The sequence below is a fragment of the Limnochorda sp. L945t genome (assembly GCF_035593305.1).
In the GTDB taxonomy this organism is placed as follows: Bacteria; Bacillota; Limnochordia; order Limnochordales; family Geochordaceae; genus Carboxydichorda; species Carboxydichorda subterranea.
Genome location: NZ_CP141615.1, coordinates 969,229 through 990,295 on the forward strand (window position 1 = coordinate 969,229; position 21,067 = coordinate 990,295).

At 70.6% G+C, this 21,067-nt stretch carries 22 protein-coding genes; 17 read left to right on the forward strand and 5 right to left on the reverse strand.

From position 1 onward, the window contains the following. Positions 1 to 37: 37 nt before the first annotated feature. The 6 genes from U7230_RS04455 to U7230_RS04480 all read left to right on the forward strand — a co-directional run bounded on the left by U7230_RS04455 (position 38) and on the right by U7230_RS04480 (position 5,494). The gene (locus tag U7230_RS04455; RefSeq protein ID WP_324717535.1) at positions 38 to 1,000 is read left to right on the forward strand and encodes an aldo/keto reductase family protein; all 963 of its coding nucleotides are present in this window, start codon (positions 38 to 40) and stop codon (positions 998 to 1,000) included. Positions 1,001 to 1,178: 178 nt separating this feature from the next. Next, the gene (gene tpx, locus U7230_RS04460; RefSeq protein ID WP_404980635.1) at positions 1,179 to 1,670 is read left to right on the forward strand and encodes a thiol peroxidase; all 492 of its coding nucleotides are present in this window, start codon (positions 1,179 to 1,181) and stop codon (positions 1,668 to 1,670) included. Positions 1,671 to 2,148: 478 nt separating this feature from the next. After that, on the forward strand, positions 2,149 to 3,165 hold the full coding sequence (locus U7230_RS04465; RefSeq protein WP_324717537.1) for a tetratricopeptide repeat protein: 1,017 nt from the start codon (positions 2,149 to 2,151) through the stop codon (positions 3,163 to 3,165). A gap of 54 nt (positions 3,166 to 3,219) precedes the next feature. Then, positions 3,220 to 4,194: a magnesium/cobalt transporter CorA gene (gene corA / locus U7230_RS04470; protein ID WP_324717538.1), complete on the forward strand. Its 975-nt coding sequence runs from the start codon at positions 3,220 to 3,222 to the stop codon at positions 4,192 to 4,194. Next, positions 4,191 to 4,889 (forward strand): HAD family hydrolase, encoded by a 699-nt coding sequence (locus U7230_RS04475; RefSeq protein ID WP_324717539.1) that lies wholly within the window; start codon positions 4,191 to 4,193, stop codon positions 4,887 to 4,889. Before corA ends, U7230_RS04475 begins: the two co-directional genes overlap by 4 nt. A gap of 23 nt (positions 4,890 to 4,912) precedes the next feature. Beyond that, positions 4,913 to 5,494, forward strand: coding sequence for a phosphatase PAP2 family protein (locus tag U7230_RS04480; RefSeq protein WP_324717540.1), 582 nt, complete (start codon positions 4,913 to 4,915; stop codon positions 5,492 to 5,494). Between the two features lie 106 nt (positions 5,495 to 5,600). Here the strand turns inward: U7230_RS04480 and glnA are convergent, their stop codons facing one another. Further along, positions 5,601 to 7,061 (reverse strand): type I glutamate--ammonia ligase, encoded by a 1,461-nt coding sequence (gene glnA / locus U7230_RS04485; protein WP_324717541.1) that lies wholly within the window; start codon positions 7,059 to 7,061, stop codon positions 5,601 to 5,603. A 165-nt stretch (positions 7,062 to 7,226) separates the two neighbouring features. Between glnA and mtaB the strand changes: the two genes are divergently transcribed. From mtaB to U7230_RS04510, 5 genes are all read left to right on the forward strand, one after another. Next, entirely contained in the window at positions 7,227 to 8,597 is a 1,371-nt protein-coding gene (mtaB, locus tag U7230_RS04490; RefSeq protein ID WP_324717542.1) for a tRNA (N(6)-L-threonylcarbamoyladenosine(37)-C(2))-methylthiotransferase MtaB, read from the forward strand. An 85-nt stretch (positions 8,598 to 8,682) separates the two neighbouring features. Beyond that, positions 8,683 to 8,856: a 30S ribosomal protein S21 gene (gene rpsU / locus U7230_RS04495; RefSeq protein WP_324717543.1), complete on the forward strand. Its 174-nt coding sequence runs from the start codon at positions 8,683 to 8,685 to the stop codon at positions 8,854 to 8,856. Beyond that, entirely contained in the window at positions 8,857 to 10,320 is a 1,464-nt protein-coding gene (locus tag U7230_RS04500; protein WP_324717544.1) for an NfeD family protein, read from the forward strand. A 13-nt stretch (positions 10,321 to 10,333) separates the two neighbouring features. Beyond that, positions 10,334 to 11,401, forward strand: a complete 1,068-nt coding sequence (gene floA, locus U7230_RS04505) for a flotillin-like protein FloA (protein WP_404980636.1) — start codon at positions 10,334 to 10,336, stop codon at positions 11,399 to 11,401. Between the two features lie 6 nt (positions 11,402 to 11,407). Next, the gene (locus U7230_RS04510) at positions 11,408 to 11,797 is read left to right on the forward strand and encodes a hypothetical protein (protein ID WP_324717546.1); all 390 of its coding nucleotides are present in this window, start codon (positions 11,408 to 11,410) and stop codon (positions 11,795 to 11,797) included. On the opposite strand, the gene U7230_RS04515 is transcribed toward U7230_RS04510, so the two are convergent. Continuing rightward, positions 11,786 to 12,247: a hypothetical protein gene (locus tag U7230_RS04515; protein ID WP_324717547.1), complete on the reverse strand. Its 462-nt coding sequence runs from the start codon at positions 12,245 to 12,247 to the stop codon at positions 11,786 to 11,788. The two genes, U7230_RS04510 and U7230_RS04515, sit on opposite strands and share 12 nt — an antisense overlap. Then, positions 12,244 to 12,714 carry a hypothetical protein gene (locus tag U7230_RS04520; protein ID WP_324717548.1) on the reverse strand — a complete coding sequence of 157 codons (471 nt, stop codon included), beginning with the start codon at positions 12,712 to 12,714 and terminating at the stop codon, positions 12,244 to 12,246. The genes U7230_RS04515 and U7230_RS04520 overlap by 4 nt, the downstream gene beginning before the upstream one ends. Before the next feature lie 200 nt (positions 12,715 to 12,914). Between U7230_RS04520 and U7230_RS04525 the strand changes: the two genes are divergently transcribed. After that, positions 12,915 to 13,889 carry an amidohydrolase family protein gene (locus tag U7230_RS04525; protein ID WP_324717549.1) on the forward strand — a complete coding sequence of 325 codons (975 nt, stop codon included), beginning with the start codon at positions 12,915 to 12,917 and terminating at the stop codon, positions 13,887 to 13,889. Positions 13,890 to 13,929: 40 nt separating this feature from the next. Here U7230_RS04525 and U7230_RS04530 read toward each other — a convergent pair whose 3' ends face one another. Beyond that, a complete protein-coding gene (locus U7230_RS04530; protein WP_324717550.1) occupies positions 13,930 to 14,154 on the reverse strand; it encodes a hypothetical protein in 225 nt (74 codons plus the stop codon). Positions 14,155 to 14,278: 124 nt separating this feature from the next. Then, positions 14,279 to 15,847, reverse strand: a complete 1,569-nt coding sequence (gene pruA, locus U7230_RS04535) for an L-glutamate gamma-semialdehyde dehydrogenase (RefSeq protein ID WP_324717551.1) — start codon at positions 15,845 to 15,847, stop codon at positions 14,279 to 14,281. A gap of 109 nt (positions 15,848 to 15,956) precedes the next feature. Here pruA and U7230_RS04540 point away from each other — a divergent pair, with 109 nt between their 5' ends. The 5 genes from U7230_RS04540 (at position 15,957) to U7230_RS04560 (ending at position 21,034) form a co-directional block, all read left to right on the forward strand. After that, the gene (locus tag U7230_RS04540; RefSeq protein ID WP_324717552.1) at positions 15,957 to 16,256 is read left to right on the forward strand and encodes a YabP/YqfC family sporulation protein; all 300 of its coding nucleotides are present in this window, start codon (positions 15,957 to 15,959) and stop codon (positions 16,254 to 16,256) included. Beyond that, positions 16,249 to 17,433, forward strand: a complete 1,185-nt coding sequence (locus U7230_RS04545; protein ID WP_324717553.1) for a sporulation protein YqfD — start codon at positions 16,249 to 16,251, stop codon at positions 17,431 to 17,433. The genes U7230_RS04540 and U7230_RS04545 overlap by 8 nt, the downstream gene beginning before the upstream one ends. 102 nt (positions 17,434 to 17,535) lie before the next feature. Next, positions 17,536 to 19,788, forward strand: a complete 2,253-nt coding sequence (locus U7230_RS04550; protein WP_324717554.1) for an HD family phosphohydrolase — start codon at positions 17,536 to 17,538, stop codon at positions 19,786 to 19,788. Further along, positions 19,785 to 20,294 carry an rRNA maturation RNase YbeY gene (gene ybeY, locus U7230_RS04555; RefSeq protein ID WP_324717555.1) on the forward strand — a complete coding sequence of 170 codons (510 nt, stop codon included), beginning with the start codon at positions 19,785 to 19,787 and terminating at the stop codon, positions 20,292 to 20,294. Before U7230_RS04550 ends, ybeY begins: the two co-directional genes overlap by 4 nt. Next, positions 20,276 to 21,034, forward strand: a complete 759-nt coding sequence (locus tag U7230_RS04560; protein ID WP_324717556.1) for a diacylglycerol kinase — start codon at positions 20,276 to 20,278, stop codon at positions 21,032 to 21,034. The genes ybeY and U7230_RS04560 overlap by 19 nt, the downstream gene beginning before the upstream one ends. The last annotated feature ends 33 nt before the right edge of the window (positions 21,035 to 21,067 follow it).

A 21,067-nucleotide genomic window follows, 5' to 3' on the forward strand; every position in this document is an offset into this window, starting at 1 on the left:
TCCGTCCGTCCACGTACGAAGGAGGTCGAGCCGAGCCATGGAGTACCGGAGGCTTGGACGCAGCGGCGTGAAGCTCTCGACGATTGGCCTGGGAAGCTGGCTGACTTACGGCGCCTCCGTGGACCGAGCGCGATCGGTGGCGCTGGTGCAAAGCGCCTACGAAAAGGGCGTCAACTTCTTCGACACCGCCAACGTATACCACCGGGGGACGGCGGAAGAGGTGGTGGGCGAGGCCCTGAGGCCTTTCCCCCGCGACTCGTACGTGCTGGCCACCAAGGTTTTCTTTCCCATGGGAGACGGCCCCAACGACCGGGGACTCTCCCGCAAGCACATCATGGAGCAGTGCCACCGGAGCCTCAAGCGGCTCGGCACGGATTACATCGATCTGTACCAGTGCCACCGGTACGACCCCGAGACGCCTCTGGACGAGACGCTACGGGCCCTGGACGACCTGATCACGCAGGGCAAGGTCCTCTACGTAGGGGTCAGCCAGTGGAGCGCCGTCCAGATCGCCGACGCGCTGCGGTTGGCCGAACGGCTCAACCTCGATCCCATCGTCTCCAACCAGCCCCTGTACAACATCCTGCACCGGGACATCGAGCGTGACGTGCTGCCCCTGTGCGCCCGGGAGGGGATCGGCCAGGTGGTCTACTCGCCCCTTGCCCAGGGCGTGCTCACGGGCAAGTACCGCCCCGGGCAGCCGCTGCCGCCCGGCAGCCGGGCCACCGACCCCTCGAGTAACATGTTCATGGGCCGGCTGCTGACCGACGAGGTGTTGAGCAAGGTGGAGCGGCTGGCGCAGCTGGCGAGGGAAGCGGGGCTCACGCCCGCCCAGATGGCCCTGGCCTGGGTGTTGCGGCGGCCCGAGGTGACCTCCGCCATCATCGGCGCCACCCGCCCCGAACAGCTCGACGAGAACCTCGCTGCCGCCGGCGTACGGCTCTCGGACGAAGTGGTGCAGGCCATCGACCGGATCACGGGCTTCGCCCCGGACGCGTGAGCCATACGCCCGGTCTTGTGCGAGAGGGGGGATGCACCGGGGACGCCCGGAGGCGAGCCCCGGGAGGGATGCCCCATCCGGGGGGTAGACGGTGCGCTCGTCGCACGAAACGACGCCACGAAGGAGGTCGACTGCGTTGAGCAGCGCAACCACGGTGGAACGTCCCGGTGCCGTCACCATGAAGGGCCAGCCGCTGACGCTGGTGGGCCCTGCGGTCCAGGTCGGCCATCAGGCGCCGGACTTCCACGTGATCGACACGGATCTGAAGCCGCGGACGTTGTCGGACTATCGGGGCCACGTGCTCCTCATCGCGTCGGTGCCGTCCCTGGACACGGGCGTGTGCGACGCCGAGACGAGGCGGTTCAACCAGGAGGCTACCCGGTTCAGCCCGGACGTCCGGGTGCTGACCGTGAGCATGGACCTTCCTTTTGCGCAGAAGCGCTGGTGCGGAGCGGCAGGGATCGAACGGGTCATCACCCTCTCCGACCACCGGGAGGCCTCGTTCGGACAGGCGTACGGGACCCTCATCAAGGAGCTGCGGCTGCTGGCCAGGGCCGTGTTCGTGGTCGACAAGGGCGGTAAGGTGACGTACGTCGAATACGTCCCCGAGGCCACCGACCATCCCCACTACGAGGCGGCCATCGAGGCGGTGCACAAGGCCGGCGGTTGAAGGCCGGCCCGTCCCGCGGGGTGCTTGGAGGGGCGAAACGTCGGGGAGCTCGTGCGAGCCCGTCTCGTACGGGCTCCCGGTGTCATCGTGGTGCTGGCCGTGCAAAGGCGTGAAGGGTAGCAAGGCGTCGGAAAGCGGCCCAAATCCCCGGATCTCGGCGAGAGGAAAGGACGGATCGCCGACAGAATGGAAGAGTGCTGCAGGGCCCCAATAGGACCATGACGACGTCACTCGGTCGCGACGCCCTGGTGTCACCGGTCGGTTTCTGAGCCGCAGCGAGTGCCGGGTTTCTGCCCGGCCGGGCTCCTGCTTGATCCGGAGGCGGATAGGGGGCAGGACCGCCATCGCTGCCACACTGAGGGTCCCCGAAAGGCACCGGTTACCGGGTGGTGGATCGTGGCGACGGGCGACCGGCCGGGAGGCGGCCGGCCAGGGGCCGGGCCACGAGCCCCTCGACGCGGGCGGGCCGCCGGCGGTCGTGGCGGAGCGGGCGAGAGGCCGGCTCGCTTCGGCGCTGGGCCGGCTCGATGCCCCGGCCGACAGCCAGGTGCTGGCCGAGGCCGGGTGGCTGGTCGGCGTGGCGGCGGACGATCCGCTTCCCCTGGCCGTCATGGGACGCCTGGTGATAGCCGGCATGGGGCATGTGGCCGCCAGCGCCATGGCCCGCTGGCTCCTCATGCGCTCGGCGCGGTGCCGGAGGTCGGGTCCGGCCTATCTCGACCGGGCCCGCAGCGTGCTGCAGATGCTCCGCCAGCAGTTCGCGCAACAGGCCGACTATGCCCTGTGGCTGGGCCTCGCGTACCTGGCCGCAGGGCGCTTTTCCGAGGCGTGGCGGGAGCTGCAAGCGGCGTGCCGCCTAGATCCGGAGAGCGGCACGGCCCTGGCGGCGGCCACCGTGGCGGATCTCGTCCTGGGGCGGCGTCCCGGCCTACCCGGCGGGCGGGAGGTGCCCGTGGGGGTCGCGCAGCAGCTGGACCCGGGCCTGGTGGAGCTGGCCAGGGTGCTGCAAGTAACCCGGCGGGCCGCCCCCAAGGAGGTGCGGCTCGAGGTAATGCGGTACCCGGACCAGCGCCTCTCCGACCAGGCAGAGCAGCCCGCCGTAGCCGTTTGGGTCGATGCGGTCTCGGGGGGCCCCGTGCGGCTGCGTGGTGCCTGGGGGGAGCGAGCCCTCGGGGCCCTCGAAGGCGAGTTGCTGCTGGCCTTGCTTTCTCTGGCGGCAGCGGAGCCATCGCAGGGGGTGGCTCGCCAGAAGCTGTGGAGCGCCGTCTGGCCGGTCGCGCCGCTGGCGGTCGGGCGGCTCGAGGGGCTGTTCTCCCTGGCCTTGAGGCGGGTGCGGCGGGCGACGCAGCAGGTGGCGGGCCGGCCGGTGGTGGAACATACCCACCGGGGAGGCTACCGGGTCGCCGAGGGGATCGCCGTGAGCGTACGGATGGATCTTCCGGCCCTGGCGGCCAACTGGATCCTGGCGCGATCGCCCGCGCGCACCTGGGGGTGAAGGAGACTCATCGCCGCGCACCTGGTCGGGTTGGACGGCCAAGGCCGGTTCCTCGTGCTCGAGGGAGACGCGGTCTGGCATGAGCTCCCCCGGTGGCTCGAAGCCAGGCACGCCTTCTGGCTCGACCTGGACGGACCGAGCCAGGCGGAGTGGGAAGCCGTCGGGCAGCATTTCCCCTTCCATCCCCTCTCCCTCGAAGACGCTCGCTCGCTCAGCGAGTTCGCGAGGGTCGAGCCGTACCCCGACTACCTCTTCGTCGTGCTGCACCGCATCGGCCTGGGCGAGCGCCCGGGGGACCACCGGCTCAGGGTGGGCGAGGTCGACCTCTTCATCCATCCCGCCTACCTCGTGACCACCCATCTCCAGCCCGCCCCGGAGATCGACGAGGCGCGCCGGTATCTGTCGACCCGTCCCCAGGCGCTGATGCGGGGCAGCGAGTTCGTGGCGCACCTGGTGGTCGACGCGGTGGTGGACGCCATGTTCCCTGCCATCGAGCGCCTGGTGGAGCAAAGAGAGAGGCTCGAAGGCCGGGTGCTCGCCCAAGCCGAGCGCAGCCCGTGGCCCGCCGTGACCCACCTGCGAAGCAGCTTGCTGGTCGCGCGGCGCAGCCTCGGAGCTCAGGCCGAGGCGCTGGGGCGCCTCGGGCGGGAGCGAATGGCTCTGGTATCGCCGGAAAGCGCCCTCTACTTCCGGGACATCGCCACCCATGCCGATCGCCTGCTCGCCATCGTGGAAAACGAGCTGCGGCTCGTGGACAACCTGGTGCAGATGTACCTGGCCATGCGCACCGACCGGCTCAACGTCGTGATGCAGCGGCTCACGCTCTTGAGCGCCCTCTTCATGCCGCTCACCCTGATCGCAGGCATCTACGGGATGAACTTCCGCCACATGCCTGAACTGGAGTGGCCGCTCGGCTACCCGCTGGCGCTGGCCCTCATGGCCGCGGTGGGAGGCGGGCTGTACGGGTACCTCCGGCGGGCCGGCTGGTTCGACGCCGATGGGGGACGGAGGGGGCGGTCGCCGTCGTGAGGGGCCTGGTGCTGTTCGACCTGGACGGCACGCTGGTCAACAGCGGCGGGGCGGGCCGGCGGGCCATCCAGCGCGCCTGGGGCGAGGTGTTCGGCCAGGAGGTCGCGCTGGATCCGGGCTGGACGGCCGGTCGGACGGACCCTGCCATCTTCCGGGAGATGGCCAGGGTCGGGGGGATCGAGCCCAGGCGGTGGGAGGCCGAACGGGCTCGCCTGGTGGACCGGTACCTGGCCTATCTCTGCGAAGAGGTGGCGAGCCGGCCCGGACGAGTGCTACCCGGCGTACTGGAGCTGTTACGCCGGGGGCAGCAGGAGGCGCGCTGGGCGCTCGCCCTGGCCACCGGTAACCTCGAGCGGGGCGCCCGGTTGAAGCTTTCGCCCTTCGACCTCAACCGGTACTTCCCCGTGGGCGGCTTCGGAAGCGACAGCGAGGTGCGCCACGAGCTGTTGCAGGTCGCCGTGCGGCGGGCGCAGGAGCACTTCGGCGAGGCGATGGCACCGGTGGTCGTGGGCGACACCCCTCTCGACGTGGAGGCGGCCCACCGAGCCGGGATGGCGGCGGTCGCCGTGGCCACCGGCCCGTACGGGATGGACGATCTCGCGCGGGCGGGTGCGGAGGCGGTGCTGCCCAGCCTGGAGGATACGGAGCGGGCCTTGCACGCGGTGGCCGCGTGGATGTTACGTGGCCGTCATTGAAAGTTCATGGGGATAGGGGTAAGGTGGGGACGTACCGAGGCCGGTGGGGGGTGAGCCGGGTCCTCGCGATGGGAAGGCCTTCGGGGTGGCGCCGCACGCTCATGTCGGCCGACTTGCGCTTGTTCTGGTACGTGCACATGCGCATGGCGCGACGCTGGCTCGACCGCTTCATGCGCGTGGTCACCCATCTCGGGGGCGTGATGTCCACCGTGGGCTTGTGCACGGCGCTCATCCTCATGGGGCCGGAGACGCGCCGGGTGGGGTATACGGCTCTGTTTGCCCTCAGCACGAGCCACCTCCTGGTGCAGCTGCTCAAGCGGCAGGTGGAGCGGCCCCGGCCTTACCTGGTGCTCGCTGATCGGAGAGTGATCGTGGCGCCCCTGTCCGACTACTCCTTCCCGTCCGGGCACACCACGGCGAGCTTCGCGATCGCCACCGTGCTGGCGGCCCGCTGGCCGGCAGCCGGTCCGCTGGCCTTCGCGACGGCGTCGATCGTGGGCCTCTCCCGTACGTACCTGGGCCACCACTACCCGTCCGACGTGCTGGCCGGAGCGGCCATCGGCATCCTCTTCGCCTACGTGAGCGTCGTCGGCATAGGCTGGTGAATCGCCGACAGAAGAGGGCCGGCGGCGAGGGCCGGCCCTCTTCTCGGGCGGGAGACGAGTACGGGGTTGCGGGTCAAGGCTCGTTCGGCGCTAAGGGTGCCCCCTTTCAAACGTCGAAGTAGAGGACGAACTCCCACGGGTGCGGCCGGGTGCCGACCGCCAGCACCTCCCGCTGTTTCTTGTAGTCGATCCAGAGGTCGATGAAGTCCCTCGTGAAGACGCCCCCCTTGAGCAGGAACTGGTGGTCGTCCCGCAGCGCCTCCAGGGCTTCGTCGAGGCTGGCCGGCAGCGAACGCAGGGCCAGCAGCTCGGCGGGGGTCAGGCTGTAGATGTCCTTGTCCAGCGGCTCGCCCGGGTCGATGCGGTTCTCGATGCCGTCCAGGCCGGCCATGAGCATGGCCGCGAAGGCGAGGTACGGGTTGGCCGACGGATCCGGGGGCCGGTACTCGATGCGCTTGGCTTTCGGCTCCTGGGAGTACATCGGGATCCGCACGGCAGCGCTGCGGTTGCGCTTGGAGTAGACCAGGTTGACCGGTGCCTCGAAGCCCGGGACCAGCCGCTTGTACGAGTTGGTCGTGGGGCTGCAAAACGCCGCCAGGGCCCGACCGTGGTGCAGCAGGCCCCCGATGTAGTAGCGGGCCAACTCGGAGAGCCCCGCGTACCCGGAAGGGTCGCAGAAGAGATTGTTGCCTTCTTTCCACAGGCTCTGGTGGGTGTGCATGCCCGAGCCGTTGTCGCCGTAAATCGGCTTGGGCATGAACGTCACCGTCTTGCCGTACTTGCGCGCCACGTTCTTGGCCACGTACTTGAGGAGCATCACCCGGTCCCCCATGCGGGTGAGGGAGTCGAAGCGCAGGTCCACCTCCGCCTGGCCTGCCGTCGCCACTTCGTGGTGGTGTACCTCGACTCCGACGCCGACGTGCTCGAGGGTGAGGGCGATCTCGGCCCGCACGTCGGCGACCGTGTCGGTCGGCGGCACCGGGAAGTATCCCTCCTTGTAGCGGGGCCGGTAGCCGGGGTTGGGGGTGCCGTCCCGGCCCGAGTTCCAGAAGCCCTCGGCGGAGTCGATGAAGTAGTACCCGCTGTGCTGGTTTTGGTCGAAGCGCGCGCTGTCGAGGATGAAGAACTCGGCTTCCGGGCCCCAGTAGCTCACGTCGGCGATCCCGGTCGCCTTGAGGTAGGCTTCCGCCCTGCGGGCGATGTGGCGAGGATCCCGATCGTACGCCTGCCCGCTCACGGGGTCCCGGACCTCGCAGATGAGGCTCAGGGTCGGGTGCTGGTAAAAGGGATCGATGAACGCGGTGCTGAGGTCGGGAACCAGCAGCATGTCGCTTTCGTGGATCGCCTGGAACCCCCGGATGCTCGACCCGTCGAACCCGAACCCCTCGGCCAGGCTCTTGGAGCTCAGCTCGTCGATCGGCACGTGGAAATGCTGCCACAACCCCGGAACGTCCACGAACTTGAGGTCGGCCATCACCACGCCCTGGCTCCTGGCCTGTTCGACCAGCTCCTGTGCGGTGGTTGCCTTGATGGTGGCCGTCGCCCGCCCGTTCACAACGACCGCCACGACCCATCCTCCTTTCCCCAGCCGGAACTATGGCTGCATTGTAGAAAGCTGTCTGGTTGCTGTCAAGTCAGTGACATGAGTCATGACATGTATACACGCGGCCGGGCCGGGCGCGTCCACCGGGCGAGGCTGTTACAATACCGGGCGGGGTGACCGGCGAGACCCATGCGCGTGGCGTTCCTCACCCTCGGATGCAAGGTCAACCAATACGACACGCAGGCCATGGCGGAGCTCTTCGCCCGGCAGGGGTGGACGGTGGTCGACGGCGAGCAGCGGGCCGACGTGGTCGTGGTCAACACCTGCGCCGTGACGGGGGAAGGCGGGCGCAAGAGCCGGCGAGCGATCCGCCGCGCCGTCCGGCAGGCACGGCCCGGGACCATGGTGCTGGTCACGGGATGCCTGGCCCAGCTGGAATCCGAGCAGCTGGCAGCCATCCCGGGAGTACGGGCGGTGGTGGGGCCGGACCGCCGCCGGAGGCTGGTGGAGATCGCCATGGAGCGCTCGGGTCGGGTCGCGGGCGATGGCCCATCGCCCGAAGTGGACGTGGCTCTCGAGCCTCGTCGGGGACGGCGCTCCTGGGAGGAGCTTCCCGTCCGCTCGTTCGTCGAACGTTCCCGGGCCGTCGTCAAGGTGCAGGACGGCTGCGACGAGATGTGCGCCTTCTGCGTCGTGCCCTACGTGCGCGGGCGTTCTCGCAGCCGGCCGCCCGAGGCGGTGATCGACGAGGTGCGCACCCTGGCCGCGGCCGGCTACCAGGAGATCGTGGTGAGCGGGATCCATCTGGGCGCCTACGGAGCGGACGGCTGGGATCTCACCCGGTTGCTGGAGGCCATCGAGGAGGTACCGGGGTCGTTCCGGGTGCGGCTCAGCTCGCTCCTGCCGGGAAGCCTCACAGAGTCCCTCGTGCGACGGTGGGGGGATTCCCGGCGGCTCTGCCCGCACCTTCATCTCTCCTTGCAGTCGGGAGACGATGAGATACTCGAGCGCATGGGCCGGCGCTACCGGATGGCCGAGGTGGAAGAGAGGGTGGAGGCGCTCCGCTCCTCGAGGCCGGATCTGGCGGTGAGCGCCGACGTGATCGTGGGATTCCCGGGCGAGAGCGACCGGGCGGCAGAAGCCACGGTAGAAGCCCTGCGGAGGTTGGGGGTGGCCCGGGTGCATGCCTTCCCCTATTCGGCCCGCCCGCTGACCCGGGCCGCCCGCCTGGACGGCCGGGTGCCGCCCGAGGTCGTTCGCCGGCGGATGCAGCGGGTGAGGGCCGTGGCTGCAGAGCTGGCCGTTCGGTACCACCGTTCGCTCGTCGGGCGCGAGGTGGACGTGCTCGTGGAGCGGAGCCCGTCCGCAACCATCTGGGCCGAAGGCGTCGACGAGCACTACGTCCGGGTCCGGCTGGCCGGCATGGCCGGGAACGGGGTGCGCCCGGGGCGGGTCGTTCGCGCGCAGGTCCTGGAAGCGGGCCGGATGCGGGTGCTTGCCTCGCCCGTGGAGCCTCCCCCAGAGGGAAGGAATCCGCAGGGCAACGTGGAACCTGCCTGAGTATCCCCGGTGCCGCGGAGGGAGCCGATAGGGGTTCGGGGGTCCCGCCGGCCGGTTTCCGGACGTTGCGAAGGGGGGGCCGGCATTGGCCGAGATCCATATCGGGGACAACGAGTCACTGGATGCGGCCCTCAGACGCTTCAAGCGGATCATGCAGCGCGACGGGATCATGGCGGAGATGCGCAGGCGAGAGCATTACGTGAAGCCGAGTGTGCGGCGCAAGCAAAAGGCACAACAGGCGAAGCGGCGCCGCGGCTAGGTGCGGGACGGAGCCTGTCAGGCCAAGGATGAGGTCGCCCGGGGTCGAAAGGAGATCCCGGGCGACTCGTTTTGTCGCCGGAGAGGAGAGTCGGCCACGCGGCACCCGTACCGGAGAGCTCTGGCCCTCGTCGCCTCCATGGCGGCGCTGCTCGCGCCGGCTGCGCCGGCGGTGGATGCCTCTTCCTCGCACCCCCGGCGGGCGCCCATCGCCGTTGCTCCGGGAAAGGCGCCGGTCGTATACGTGGTGCCCATTCGGGGCGTGATCGAGCTGGGGCTGGCGGAGTTCGTGCGCCGGGCCGTCAGCCAGGCCCAGCAGGCGGGCGCGGATGCGCTCATGCTCGACGTCAACACGCCGGGCGGCCGGCTCGATGCGGGCGAGGAGATCCGGGACGCATTGCTCGACGCCCGGTTGCCCACCGTCGCGTTCGTCTCCGAGCGGGCGCAGTCGGCCGGGGCGCTGGTGAGCCTCGCCGCCGACTACCTGGTGATGGCGCCGGCCGCCAGCATCGGCGCGGCCGAGCCCATCCCCGCCGAGGAGAAGATCGTGTCGGCGGTGCGGGCCGAGTTCGAGGCGACGGCGCAGGCCAAGGGGCGGGATCCCCGCATCGCGGCGGCGATGGTCGACAAGAGCGTGGCGATCCCGGGCCTGGTGGAGGCGGGGAAGCTCCTGACGCTTCCGGCTCGAGAGGCGCTCAAGTTCGGCTTTGCCGACGCCATCGCGCCCGACCGGGAGCAGGCGGCGGCCGCCGTGGGGCTTCGGGGAGCGCGGTTCGTGGAGGTTCGTCCCAACTGGGCGGAGCGGCTCGTGCGCTTCTTGACGGAGCCCACGGTCAGCTCCCTTTTGCTCACCATCGGCTTTCTCGGCATGATCTACGAGCTCGCCACGGCCGGGTGGGGGGTCGCCGGCACGGTGGGACTCGTCGCCCTCGGGCTCTTCTTCGGGGCGAGGCTCTTGACCGGGCTCGCCGGATGGGAGGTCGTGCTGCTCTTCCTGGTGGGAGTGGCGCTGCTCGTGGTCGAGCTGGTGGCCGTCCCCGGCTTCGGCATCGCCGGCGTCCCCGGCCTGCTGGCCGTGTTCGCCAGTCTTTACCTTTCCTTCCGGGACGCCGCCTCCGCCGCGTACGTCATCGGGGGGTCCATCGCGATGACGGCCCTGGTGGCGGCGCTGACATTCCGGTACGTGCGGCGCACCCGCACGTGGAGCCAGATCGTGCTCGGGGCGAGGCAGCGCCGGGAAGAGGGGTACCTGGCCTCTTCCAGCATGAGCGCCTGGCAGGGCAAGCGAGGACGGGCCATCTCTCCGCTGCGCCCGGCAGGCGTGGTGGAGATCGAGGGGATGCGCGTGGACGCGAGCACCGAGGGGGAGTTCGTCGACGCGGGGACCGCGGTGGAGGTGGTGCGGGTGGACGGCCCCAGCCTGGTCGTTCGTCCGGTGACGTCCCGGCAAGAGAGGGCGGGGTAGGGCGGTGGAGACGCTGCTTCTCTTCTGGCTCCCGGTCATTCTCGTCGTTCTGTTCTTGGTGATCCTGCTCAACTTCATCCCCGTCGGGCTGTGGATCTCGGCGTGGGCGGCGGGCGTGGGGGTGAGCATCTTCACGCTGGTCGGCATGCGGCTGCGGCGGGTGCCGCCGGCGGGGATCATCCTGCCTCTCATCAAGGCTTACAAGGCAGGCCTGGACGTGGCCATCGACAAGCTGGAGGCGCACTTCCTGGCCGGCGGCAACGTCGACCGCGTGATCGACGCCCTGATTGCCGCCCAGCGGGCCAACATCAACCTCACCTTCGAGCGGGCGGCCGCCATCGACCTCGCCGGGCGCAACGTGCTGGAAGCCGTCCAGATGAGCGTCAACCCCAAGGTGATCGAGACGCCGATCGTGGCGGCCGTCGCCAAGGACGGGATCGAGCTCAAGGTCAAAGCCCGGGTGACGGTGCGGGCCAACATCGACCGGCTCGTGGGCGGCGCCGGAGAGGCGACCATCATCGCCCGGGTGGGCGAGGGCATCGTGACGACCGTCGGCTCTTCCAACACGCACAAGGAAGTCCTGGAAAACCCCGATCGCATCTCGAAGACCGTGCTCGGCAAAGGGCTCGACGCGGGCACGGCGTTCACGATCCTCTCCATCGACATCGCCGACGTGGACGTCGGGCGCAACATCGGGGCGCAACTCCAGGTGGACCAGGCCATCGCCGACAAAAACATCGCGGAGGCGAAGGCGGCCGAGCGGCGGTTCGCCGCCATGGCCCGGGAGCAGGAGATGCTGGCCATGGTGCAGGAGATGCGGGCCCGGGTCGTGGAGGCCGAGGCCGAGGTGCCCCGCAGCCTCGCGGCGGCGCTGCGCGAGGGCAAGATCGGGGTCATGGATTACTACACCATGCAAAACATCCTGGCCGACACCGCCATGCGCCAGGCCATCGGCCAGATGACCGAGGGGCAGACCGGACGCCCGGGGCCCGGCGCCCCGCCCTCCAGCCTCCCCGGCGCCACCGGCGGCGGGCCGGGGGCAGGGCCGCAGCGTCCGGCTCCGGCGCGAGAGGGAACCTGATCCCCCGTGGATGCCCTCGTCGCCCTGCTCATCGTTGTGGCGCTCTCCGTGGTGGAGCGGCTCGCGACGCGAGGGTCGCGCCAGGTCGAGAAGCCGGCCCCGCCAAGCGGGCAGGGGGCCGGGCAGCCGCCCGAGGGCGCTGCGGCGGCGCGACCCCGGGCCTCCCCGGTAGAGGAAGCTCCGATAGCGGAGCCGGAGGCCGGGGGCGCTCCCGAGCAGGAACAGGCGCCGGTCCTTCCCGGCCGGGAGCAACCCCCTCCGCCACGCCCACAGCCCGGCACGGCCTCTCTGGGGCTGGCCGGGGCCCAGGCGGTGCGCCTGGGCATCGTCATGAGCGAGGTGCTGGGCCCGCCCCGGGCGCGCCGGCCCTACCGGCCCCCCACCTCACGCCGATGACCAGCCCCGGGCGGCTGCGCCGACGACGGCGCCCAGGACGCTGCCCGGGCCGCACAGCAAGAGCGACAGGGCGACGCGCTGGAAGGCGTAAAGCATGGCGGCGTTGCTCGGGGCTGCCTCCCCGCTCCAGGCGGGAGCTGCCACCACGGCCATCAGCACCATCTCCGCGAGCACCAGGCTGGCCAGCGCCTGGAGCACGGCAGGGGCCGGCCGGGCGGTGCGCAACCCCAACAACACCGCGCTCGCGACGGACCAGGCGACGCCCGCGGTCGCCCCGGCCCGGGCAAGCCACGGGAGCGGGCTCAGCGCGGGCAGGGTCCAGTTGGCCAGCAAGAAACCCAGGGCCAGTCCGGCTCCCACGACGCTGACCCCGTCCGCCAGGATGCGGGAGAGGGCGGCTTCCTTCCCGGGCGGCGCCGCTGTCCCCGAGGCCGGGGATGGCCGGCTCACGACGACCCCTCCCCCGGGTGGTACTCCACTCGATACTCGAAGGTGTGGCTTCCCGCCACGGGCAGCTGCAAGCGCCCCGATACGGCCAGTCGCCAGACGGTCGCCGTGCCCGGCGGCGCGGCCGAGGCAAACGGTACCTGCAGCAACTGCTCGCCGCCGGCCGCAGGGATCTCCAGGGGACGGTCCCGCAGGTCCACGCTGGCGGCCCCCGCATACCGCCCGTCCTGCCAGGCCAGCACCTGCACCTCGAGCAACACCACGGGCCAGGGCCCGCCGTTACGGTAACGGAGGTCCACCACGAGCCGTGGGGCCGCTTGCACCCGAGCCACGTCCACCGCGAGGCGGTTGAGCGCACGGGTCAGCGCGACGTAGCGCTGGGCCAGGCTCCACGAGCCGGCCAGCCCCAGGGTCCCCGCGATCGCCAGCGCCAGGCCGATCGCCTGGGCCCATCGTGGTCGCTGCCGCACGCTGCCACTTCCTCGTGGGTCGCGGGATTGGCCGCAGACGGCCGCGCCCTAGATTACGTTCGCGACGCGTGCCATTCCTCTACCCGGCGACCGGCTGTGAGGCGTCCGCCGCCTGCCTCTCCACGCTTGCGCGGCGAGGCGGAGGGAGCCACAATGTCGGTGCGCGTGGGCCGAGGGTTTCGAAGGAGGCGCGACCATCGTTGGACTACGAGCTGACCCAACAGGCCGCCGCCCGCGACTTCACGGCGGTGCCTGCGTCCCGGGCCCCGGTCAAGGCCGTCGACATCCACACCCATGCCGGCACGCTGCCCGAAACGGCGCTGTTGCTCCGGGCCGCCGAGCTTTACGGGATCGACACCCTGGTGGTGATCGTGCACGACTACCTGGCGCCGGCTTCCGTGAGCAACGGGTGGGCCGGGTCGGTCGTGATCGCTCCCCAGCTGCGCTACGATCATCTGGACGACGAGGAGCGCTTCTTGAAAGAAAACCTCGAGCGCATCGAACAGGCCGGTCGGGCCGGGGTGCGGCTCGTGAAGTTCTGGTTCACCCCGCGCTTTTACGCGACGACCCGGCTGCGGCTCGACGACCCGCGCCTGGCGCCCCTGCTTGCCCGCATCGACGCCCTGGGCATGGGGCTGCTGGTGCACGTGTCCGACCCGGACATCTGGTTCGAGCGGGTGTACACCGATCGTCAACTTTACGGCACCAAGGCCGAACAGTACCCCCAGCTCGAGGCCGTCCTGGATCGCCACCCGCGCATGCCGGTCGTGGCGGCGCACATGGGCGGGGATCCCGAGCACCTGGATCACCTCCAGGAGCTCTTGGACCGGCATCCCAACCTCTTCCTCGATACGAGCGCCACCAAGTGGATGATCCGGGAACTCGGCCGCCAGCGGGAGGCGGCCCGGGCCTTCTTCATCCGCAACCGGCACCGGATCGTCTTCGGTACGGACCAGGTGGTGACCCGGGGGTCCGACCTGGTGCGCTATACCTCCCGGTACTGGACACACCGCCTCTTCTGGGAGACGAGCGTCGAATGCCCCTCTCCCGTCGAGGATCCGGATTGTGACGGGATGCCGGTCATCCGGGGGCTGGATCTGCCGGGCGAGGTCCTCGCCGACATCTACCGCCACAACGCCGAGCGGATCCTCGGGACGCCCCCGCCCGCCCGCTGACGGCTCGGTGGGCGAGCGGGGGGTGCCTGCCGGCGGCCCGTCAATGTCCCTCGCTCTCGGAGCGGGCCTGGCGCCCGGCGCTGCGGCGAGGCGTCTCGGTAGGAGGATACAGGTCGGCGTCGTCGGGGTTGTCGATGACGACCAGGCTCTCGCCCGCCTCCTGGTCGGCGCCCTTCTCCTGCTGGGTGGTGAGCGGCCGCAACCGGTGCGGCCTTTCTCCGGGATCGCCGGGATGGGGATGTCGTCGAGCTCGGCGCCCTGCCACGGCGTTACTCCTCCCCGGTCCAACGAAGGTGGGCGGCGCCCGTGGCCCCTCGGGGGGGGCACCACGGCGTCGCCCGTAGTCTCGCTCCGGCCCGGGCGCCTTTATGCACCGGGCCCGCCGGAATTCAGAGGACCTCGGAGATGGCCTTCGCCTGGGTGAACAGCAGCAGGTAGTCCGGCCCGCCGGCCTTGGAGTCGGTGCCCGACATGTTGAAGCCCCCGAAGGGGTGAACGCCTACCAGGGCTCCCGTGCACTTGCGGTTGAAGTAGAGATTGCCCACGTGAAACTCGTGGCGCGCCTTCTCCAGCTTGGCCCGGTCCCGGGCATAGACCGACCCGGTCAGCCCGTACTCGGTGCCGTTGGCGATCTCGAGAGCGTGATCGAAGTCTCTCGCCCGGATGACCGCCAGCACCGGGCCGAAGATCTCCTCCTGGGCGATGCGGGCCTGGGGCTGCACGTCCACGAAGACGGTCGGCTCGATGAAGTACCCGGCCTGCTCCGGACGCTCGGCAGACTCGCCGAACGGCCGGCCTCCGGCCACGAGCCTGCCCTCGCGCCGGCCGACGTCGATGTACTCCAGCACCTTCTTGAACTGGGACAGGTCGACCACCGGCCCGACCTGGGTCTCGTAGAGCGCCGGATCGCCGATGCGAAGCGCTTTGGTACGCTCGACGATCATCTCGAGTACCCGGTCGTGGACGGCATCGAGCAGGATGGCCCGGGATCCGGCCGAGCACTTCTGTCCCTGGAAGCCGAACGCGGAGGTCACGATCGCCTGCGCGGCCGCCGGGAGGTCGGCGCTTTCGTCGACGATCACCGCGTTCTTCCCGCCCATCTCGGCGATGACCCGCTTGATCCACTTCTGACCGGGCGCGGTACGAGCCGCCAGTTCGTTGATCCGCAACCCCACTTCCTTGGACCCGGTAAAGGCGATCATCCGGGTCAGCGGGTGGCTCACCAGGACGTCGCCCACGGCGCCGCCGCTTCCCGGCGTGAAGTTGAGGACGCCCTCCGGGATGCCGGCCTCGAAGAGGATGTCCGCCACCTTGGCGCCGATCACGGGCGACAGGCTGGACGGCTTGAGCACCACCGTGTTGCCGGCGACCAGGGCGGCGGAGGTCATGCCGGTCAGGATGGAGAGCGGGAAGTTCCACGGCGGGATGACCACGACCACGCCGAGCGGGATGTAGCGCTGCTCGTTCTCCTCGCCGGGAAGCGGGGTGAGGGGCTGGGGCGCTCCCAGGCGCATCATCTCGCGGGCGTAGTACTCCAGGAAGTCGATGGCCTCGGCCGTCTCCACGTCGGCCTCCACCCACGTCTTGCCGACCTCCAGGACCTGCCAGGCGTTGAGCTCCAGCCGGCGCCGCCGCATGATGGCCGCCGCGCGCAACAGCACCCGGGCCCTGGCGTCGGGGCTGTACCGGCTCCAGCGCCCAAAGGCCTCGTAGGCGGACCGGATGGCGCGATCGGCCAGCTCCGGGTCCGCCTTCGAAACATATCCGACAATCTCGGCCGGGCGGGCCGGGTTGGTCGAGACGATCTCCTCGCGGGTGGTGACGGAGTCGCCGCCAATCACCAGCGGATAGTGGCGACCCAGGCTGGATCGGACCCGGGCGACGGCCTCTTCCATGGCCCGCCGGTTTTCGGGTACGGAGAAGTCGACGAAGGGCTCGTTGCGGAACGACCCGACCATGGGCAACATCCCCCCCGTGCCTCATTCCATCCGCCCGCACGGATTCCTCGGGGTAGGGGCGCATAAGGATGTCCAGGCAACGCGGACCAGCGGGGGAAGCTGTCGTACCATGGTCAACCGCTGGGCCGGGCGCGCGGCCCGGGCCCTGGATATCCCGGCAGACGTCTTCGGCGAGAGCCGGGTCTCCATCGTAGGGACCCGGCGGCTGCTGGTGGAGAACCACCGGGGCCTGGTGCACTTCTCCACGGGGGAGATCGTGGTGCGGGTCCCTTCGGGGCAGCTGGTGGTACGCGGGCGCGGGCTGGTCATCGGCGCCATCCAGCCCGACTGGCTGCGCGTCGACGGGAAGATCGAGCAGGTCGTGCTCACCGGCGGCGCATGGCACGGGACGGACCGGGCCGATGGGTGAATGGCTGTCGGGGTACGTCGTGATCCGGGCCAGCGGCGAGGGGCTGGCCGGGTTCGTCAACCTCGCGAGCCGGGCCGGGGTAGAGTTGTACCGGGCCCGCCGGGTGGGTCGCCACGTGCTGGTGGCGACCGTGGCGGCCCGGGATTTCCGCCGGCTGCGGGCCCCCGCCCGGCAAAGCGGGGTACGGGTGCGGCTCATCCGGCGAGGAGGGCTCCCCTTCGTCGCGGCGCGCATCGCCGCCAGTCCTGGCCTGATCGCCGGCTTCGCGGTGGCGGCCGTCCTGGTGGCAGCCCTGAGCGCCCGCGTCTGGGTGGTGGACGTGCAGGGGGTTTCCGGGCGGCTGTTGGAGCAGCTGCAGGAAGTGTTGAGCCGATCGGGCTTGCGGCCCGGCGTCCTCAAGCACCGCGTCGAGACCCGCCAGCTGGAGCAGGAACTGCTGGAGGCGATGCCGCAGCTCGCCTGGACCCGGGTCCAGATCGTCGGGAGCGTGGCGCGGGTCGAGGTCCGTCCGCGGCGAGACGAACAGCGTCTGTTCATGGCTCCCGGTGACGTGGTGGCCGCGATGGACGGCCTGGTGGTCCAGGTCATCCCCGGAGCGGGGTGGCCCGTGGTGCGGCAGGGCGACGTGGTGCGCCGCGGGCAGGTGCTCATCACCGGGCAGCCGCCGGCCGGGGTCGACCCGGCTTCCGCCAGGCCGGTGAGGGCGACCGGGGTGGTGTACGCCCGGGTCTGGTCCGAGGCGGTCGCCGAGCAGCCCCTCGAGATGCGCATCGACACCCCGACCGGGCGGCGGGCGACGGGCTGGCTCGTGCGGGTGGGCCCGTGGCACCTCCGGTTGGGGGCGATCGACCCGCCGTTCCGGCGGTTCCAGAGCGAGATCGCGCACCATCGCCTGCCGCGGCCGCTGGACTGGATGCCGGTCGCGTGGGACCGGGTCGCTTACGACGAAATGCGATCCCACGCCGTCGCCCTCGACAGGCAGCAGGCCCGGCGGATCGCGCAAGAGCAGGCGCTCGAACGGGCGCTGGCCCGGCTCGGGGCGTCTCCCGAGATTCTGAGGCAAACGGTGACGACCCAGGAGCAGGAACTGAGCCGGGGGGTGGTCGTGGTCCGAAGCCGGGCGATCGTGGAGGCCGTCCAGCAAATCGGCCAGTTCGTACCTTCCGAGGGGCGCTGAGGCGGCCAGCTGGCCTTCCCATCCGGGCCGCACTATACTGGGGACGTGAAGCGGCCGGGCAGGGCCCGGCGCGGTGGAGATCCTGGATTGGGGAGGCATGGCTTGCCCGCCGAACCCGGAGAGGGCCACGTGGCGCCGACCGTCTCCTGGATGCACGACCGGCGCTCGGACCTGGCGAGCCTCTGGAGACGGCTCTCGCACCTTCATACCGGGCAGCGCCTGCGGCGCCTCGACCATCCCTTGACGGTCGCAGTGGTGAGCTGGGCCGTGCTGGTCGCCTTGTTCGTGCCGGCGGTGACTCGCCCCGGGGTGCGGCTGGCGCCCGGCCAGGTGAGCCCGGTCGACATCGAGGCCCCCCGCACCATCGAAAACCGCTACCAGACGAGGCAGCTCCAGCAGCAGGCGGTCAAGGATGCGCTGCGGCGTGCCGCCGAGGACCCGGCCAACTACTCCATCGACCCCACCGCGGCCGTCCAGGCCGGTGACCGGGTGCGCAAGGCCCTCGCCCTCATCGCTGCCGAGCGGGAGCGCCTCTGGCAAAGGGCGCAGCGGTCGGCGCGCCCGGGTGCGCCGCCTGACGCCAACTACCGGCCGCCGGCGGCAGAGGCCCGGGAGCGGGCCGGGGCGCTGCAATCCCTGATCCTGCAGCAGGCCAACCTCGCGCTGCCCACGGCGGCGGTGACCGAGGCGCTGCGCATGACGCCCACCGCCTTCATGGCGGTGCACGATCAGGTGCCCGGGGTGGTGGAGCACGTCATGAGCTCCACCCGCATCGCCTCGGACGGGGTAGAGGCGGCGCAGGGCCAGGTCGATGGCCAGATCGGGCGGTTGAAGATGCCCCCCGAGGCGGTGCCGACGGCCCGGACCATGGCCCGGGCCGCGCTCATGCCCAACCTGATCCTGGACCCCGGCCGGATCGAGCGGCTCCGGCAGGAGGCCATCCGCAGCGTCCAGCCGGTCATGGTCGTACAGCACCAGGTCATCCTGCGCAGGGGCGACGTGGTGACCGAGGAGCACGTGGAACTGCTGTCCGACCTGGGGCTGTTGGGCCGTTCCGGGCGATTTTGGTCGGGCCTGTTGGGTGCGAGCGTGCTCCTGGCGCTGCTCGTCGGGATGATGGCGCTGTACGTCGCGCGGTTTCACCCCAAGATCGCCCGCTCGACCCGCATGGCCGCGCTCGTCGCATCCCTCGCCCTGGTGGCGGCCGTTTCCGCCCGGATCCTGGAGGGCTTGCGCTGGGCGCCCGCCGGGTACCTGGCGCCCGTCGCCTTTTCGGGGATGCTGGCCACTCTGCTGCTGGACGCCCGGCTGGGTGCGGGGCTCGTCTCGGCGCTCTCCGTGCTGATGGGGCTCCTCTTCGGTTTCAGCGAGCGCCACGTGCTGGTGAGCTTCGTCACGGGCATGACGGCGGTCTTCAACGTGCACCGTCTGAGCCAGCGCTCTGACCTGACCCGTACCGGCGTGGTCTCGGGCGTCGCGGGGCTGGCGACGTTGGGGGCGCTCGGGCTCATGCAATCGGACCCCGACACCGTCGTGGCCAGCTGGGCGGGGCTTGCCAACGGCGTGTTGAGCTCCATCCTGGCGCTGGGCCTGCTGCCGTTCGTGGAAACCCTGTTCGGGGCCATCTCCACCGTGCGGCTCATGGAGCTGTCCAACCCCAATCAGCCGCTGTTGCGACGGTTGCTCCTGGAGGCGCCGGGCACCTACCACCACAGCCTCATGGTGGGCAACCTGGCCGAGGCGGCGGCGGAGGCGGTGGGAGGCGACCCGGTGCTCTGCCGCACGGGCGCCCTGTACCATGACGTGGGCAAGGTGCGCAGGCCCTACTTCTTCGTGGAGAACCAGTTCGGCGACGCCAACCCCCACGAACGGCTGATGCCGAGCCTGAGCACCCTCATCATCATGTCCCACGTGAAAGACGGCGTAGAACTGGCCCGGCAGGCCGGGCTCCCGGAGGGCGTGGTCGACTTCATCCGCACGCACCACGGGACGGACCTGGTGCGTTACTTCTACATGAAGGCGGTCCAGGCCGAAGGAGCGGAGAAGGTCAACGAGCGGGACTACCGCTACCCGGGCCCGAAACCCCACACCAAGGAGACGGCCATCGTCATGCTGGCCGATTCGGTCGAGGCCTCTGCCCGATCGCTGACCCGGCCCACTCCAGGGAGGATCGAAGGGCTGGTGCGCAAGGTCATCCGCGAGCGCCTGCTGGACGGGCAACTCGACGAGAGTACCCTGACGCTGCAAGAGCTCAACGATATCGGCAGCGCCTTCGTCAAGATCCTGACGGGCATCTACCATGCCCGCATCGAGTATCCGGAGCTGGAGCGCCAGGAAGAGGCGCGCCGGGCATGACGACGCCGCGAGCGCGAGGGGCCTCCCGGCCCTGGATCGTGCACGTCCACAACCACCAGCAGGCCGTCGCGGTCCACGAGCTCATCCGCCGCCGCCTGGTCCACCGGGCGGTCGGCAAGGTGCTGGAGCAGCACGTCGGGCGGGCCCGCCGGCCGGTGGAGGTCAGCGTGGCCCTGGTGGACGACGAGACGATCCAGGAGCTCAACGGGCGGTTCCGGGCCATCCCGAAGCCGACGGACGTACTCTCCTTTCGCCTGGAGGAGGAGCCGGACCGGGTGGCCGGCCCCCCGGGCGAGCCGGTACTGCTGGGCGAGATCGTCATCAGCGCTCCGCGGGCGGAGCAGCAGGCTCGGGAGTACGGGCACTCGCTGGAGCGGGAAATGGCGTATCTCGCGGTACACGGCTGCCTGCACCTGCTCGGCTATGACCATGAGGACGAGGCATCCCGGAAGGTGATGCGGGCGCAAGAGGAGGCCGCACTCGAAGCGTGCGGCCTGGGCCGGTGAGCGCCGTGGCGTTTCCTGAGGGGCAGGGCCCCGCCCCCCGGCGCGCCCGCAGCGTGGCCGAGAGCTTCCGGTTTGCCACCGCCGGGCTGGTGCACGCGCTGCGCACCCAGCGTAACCTGCGCATCCATTTCCTGCTGGCCCTTCTCGTCATGGTGCTGGCGCTGGCGGTCCGGCTGAGCCGGCTGGAGCTTGCGGTCCTGGTGCTGACCGTCGCGGTCGTGCTGGTGGCAGAGCTGGTCAATACCGCCGTCGAGGCCGCGGTGGACCTCTTCTCGCCGCAGTTGCACGACCTGGCCCGCATCGCCAAGAACGTGGCGGCCGGAGCGGTCATGGTCAGCGCCATCGGGGCGGTCGTGGTGGGCATCCTGCTCTTCTATCAGCCGCTGATGGCGGTGCTGGCTCACCCCTCGGCCGTGCCGGCGCGCCATTCGCAAAGTTACCTGACCCTGGTCGGGACCAGCCTGACGCTGTTGTTCACCTGGGCGGGCAAGAGCTGGCTCACCCGCCCGGTGCGTTTAGCCGGCGGCATGCCGAGCGGCCACTCGGCGGTGGCGTGGGCGCTGGCGACGGCCATCTACCTTGCCGGCGCCGGCCCCTGGCTGAGCTTGATAGGGGCGGTTCTGGCGGGCCTGGTGGCGGAAAGCCGCCTGGAGGCGGGGCTGCACGATGTCTGGGAAGTCGCCGCCGGGGCCGCCCTGGGCGTCGGCGTGATGGCGGGCGTCTTCTTGCTGCTGGGATGAGAGCCTCTTTGCGCGCGGGCGGCCGGGCGCGCC

What these genes read in the sequence shown, in the direction of transcription:
- U7230_RS04540 (WP_324717552.1), top strand. Translation starts at nt 15,957, where the DNA reads ATGGTCAACCGCTGGGCCGGGCGCGCGGCCCGGGCCCTGGATATCCCG.
- mtaB (WP_324717542.1), top strand. Translation starts at nt 7,227, where the DNA reads ATGCGCGTGGCGTTCCTCACCCTCGGATGCAAGGTCAACCAATACGAC.
- U7230_RS04545 (WP_324717553.1), top strand. Translation starts at nt 16,249, where the DNA reads ATGGGTGAATGGCTGTCGGGGTACGTCGTGATCCGGGCCAGCGGCGAG.
- ybeY (WP_324717555.1), top strand. Translation starts at nt 19,785, where the DNA reads ATGACGACGCCGCGAGCGCGAGGGGCCTCCCGGCCCTGGATCGTGCAC.
- U7230_RS04455 (WP_324717535.1), top strand. Translation starts at nt 38, where the DNA reads ATGGAGTACCGGAGGCTTGGACGCAGCGGCGTGAAGCTCTCGACGATT.
- pruA (WP_324717551.1), bottom strand. Translation starts at nt 15,847, where the DNA reads ATGGTCGGGTCGTTCCGCAACGAGCCCTTCGTCGACTTCTCCGTACCC.
- tpx (WP_404980635.1), top strand. Translation starts at nt 1,179, where the DNA reads ATGAAGGGCCAGCCGCTGACGCTGGTGGGCCCTGCGGTCCAGGTCGGC.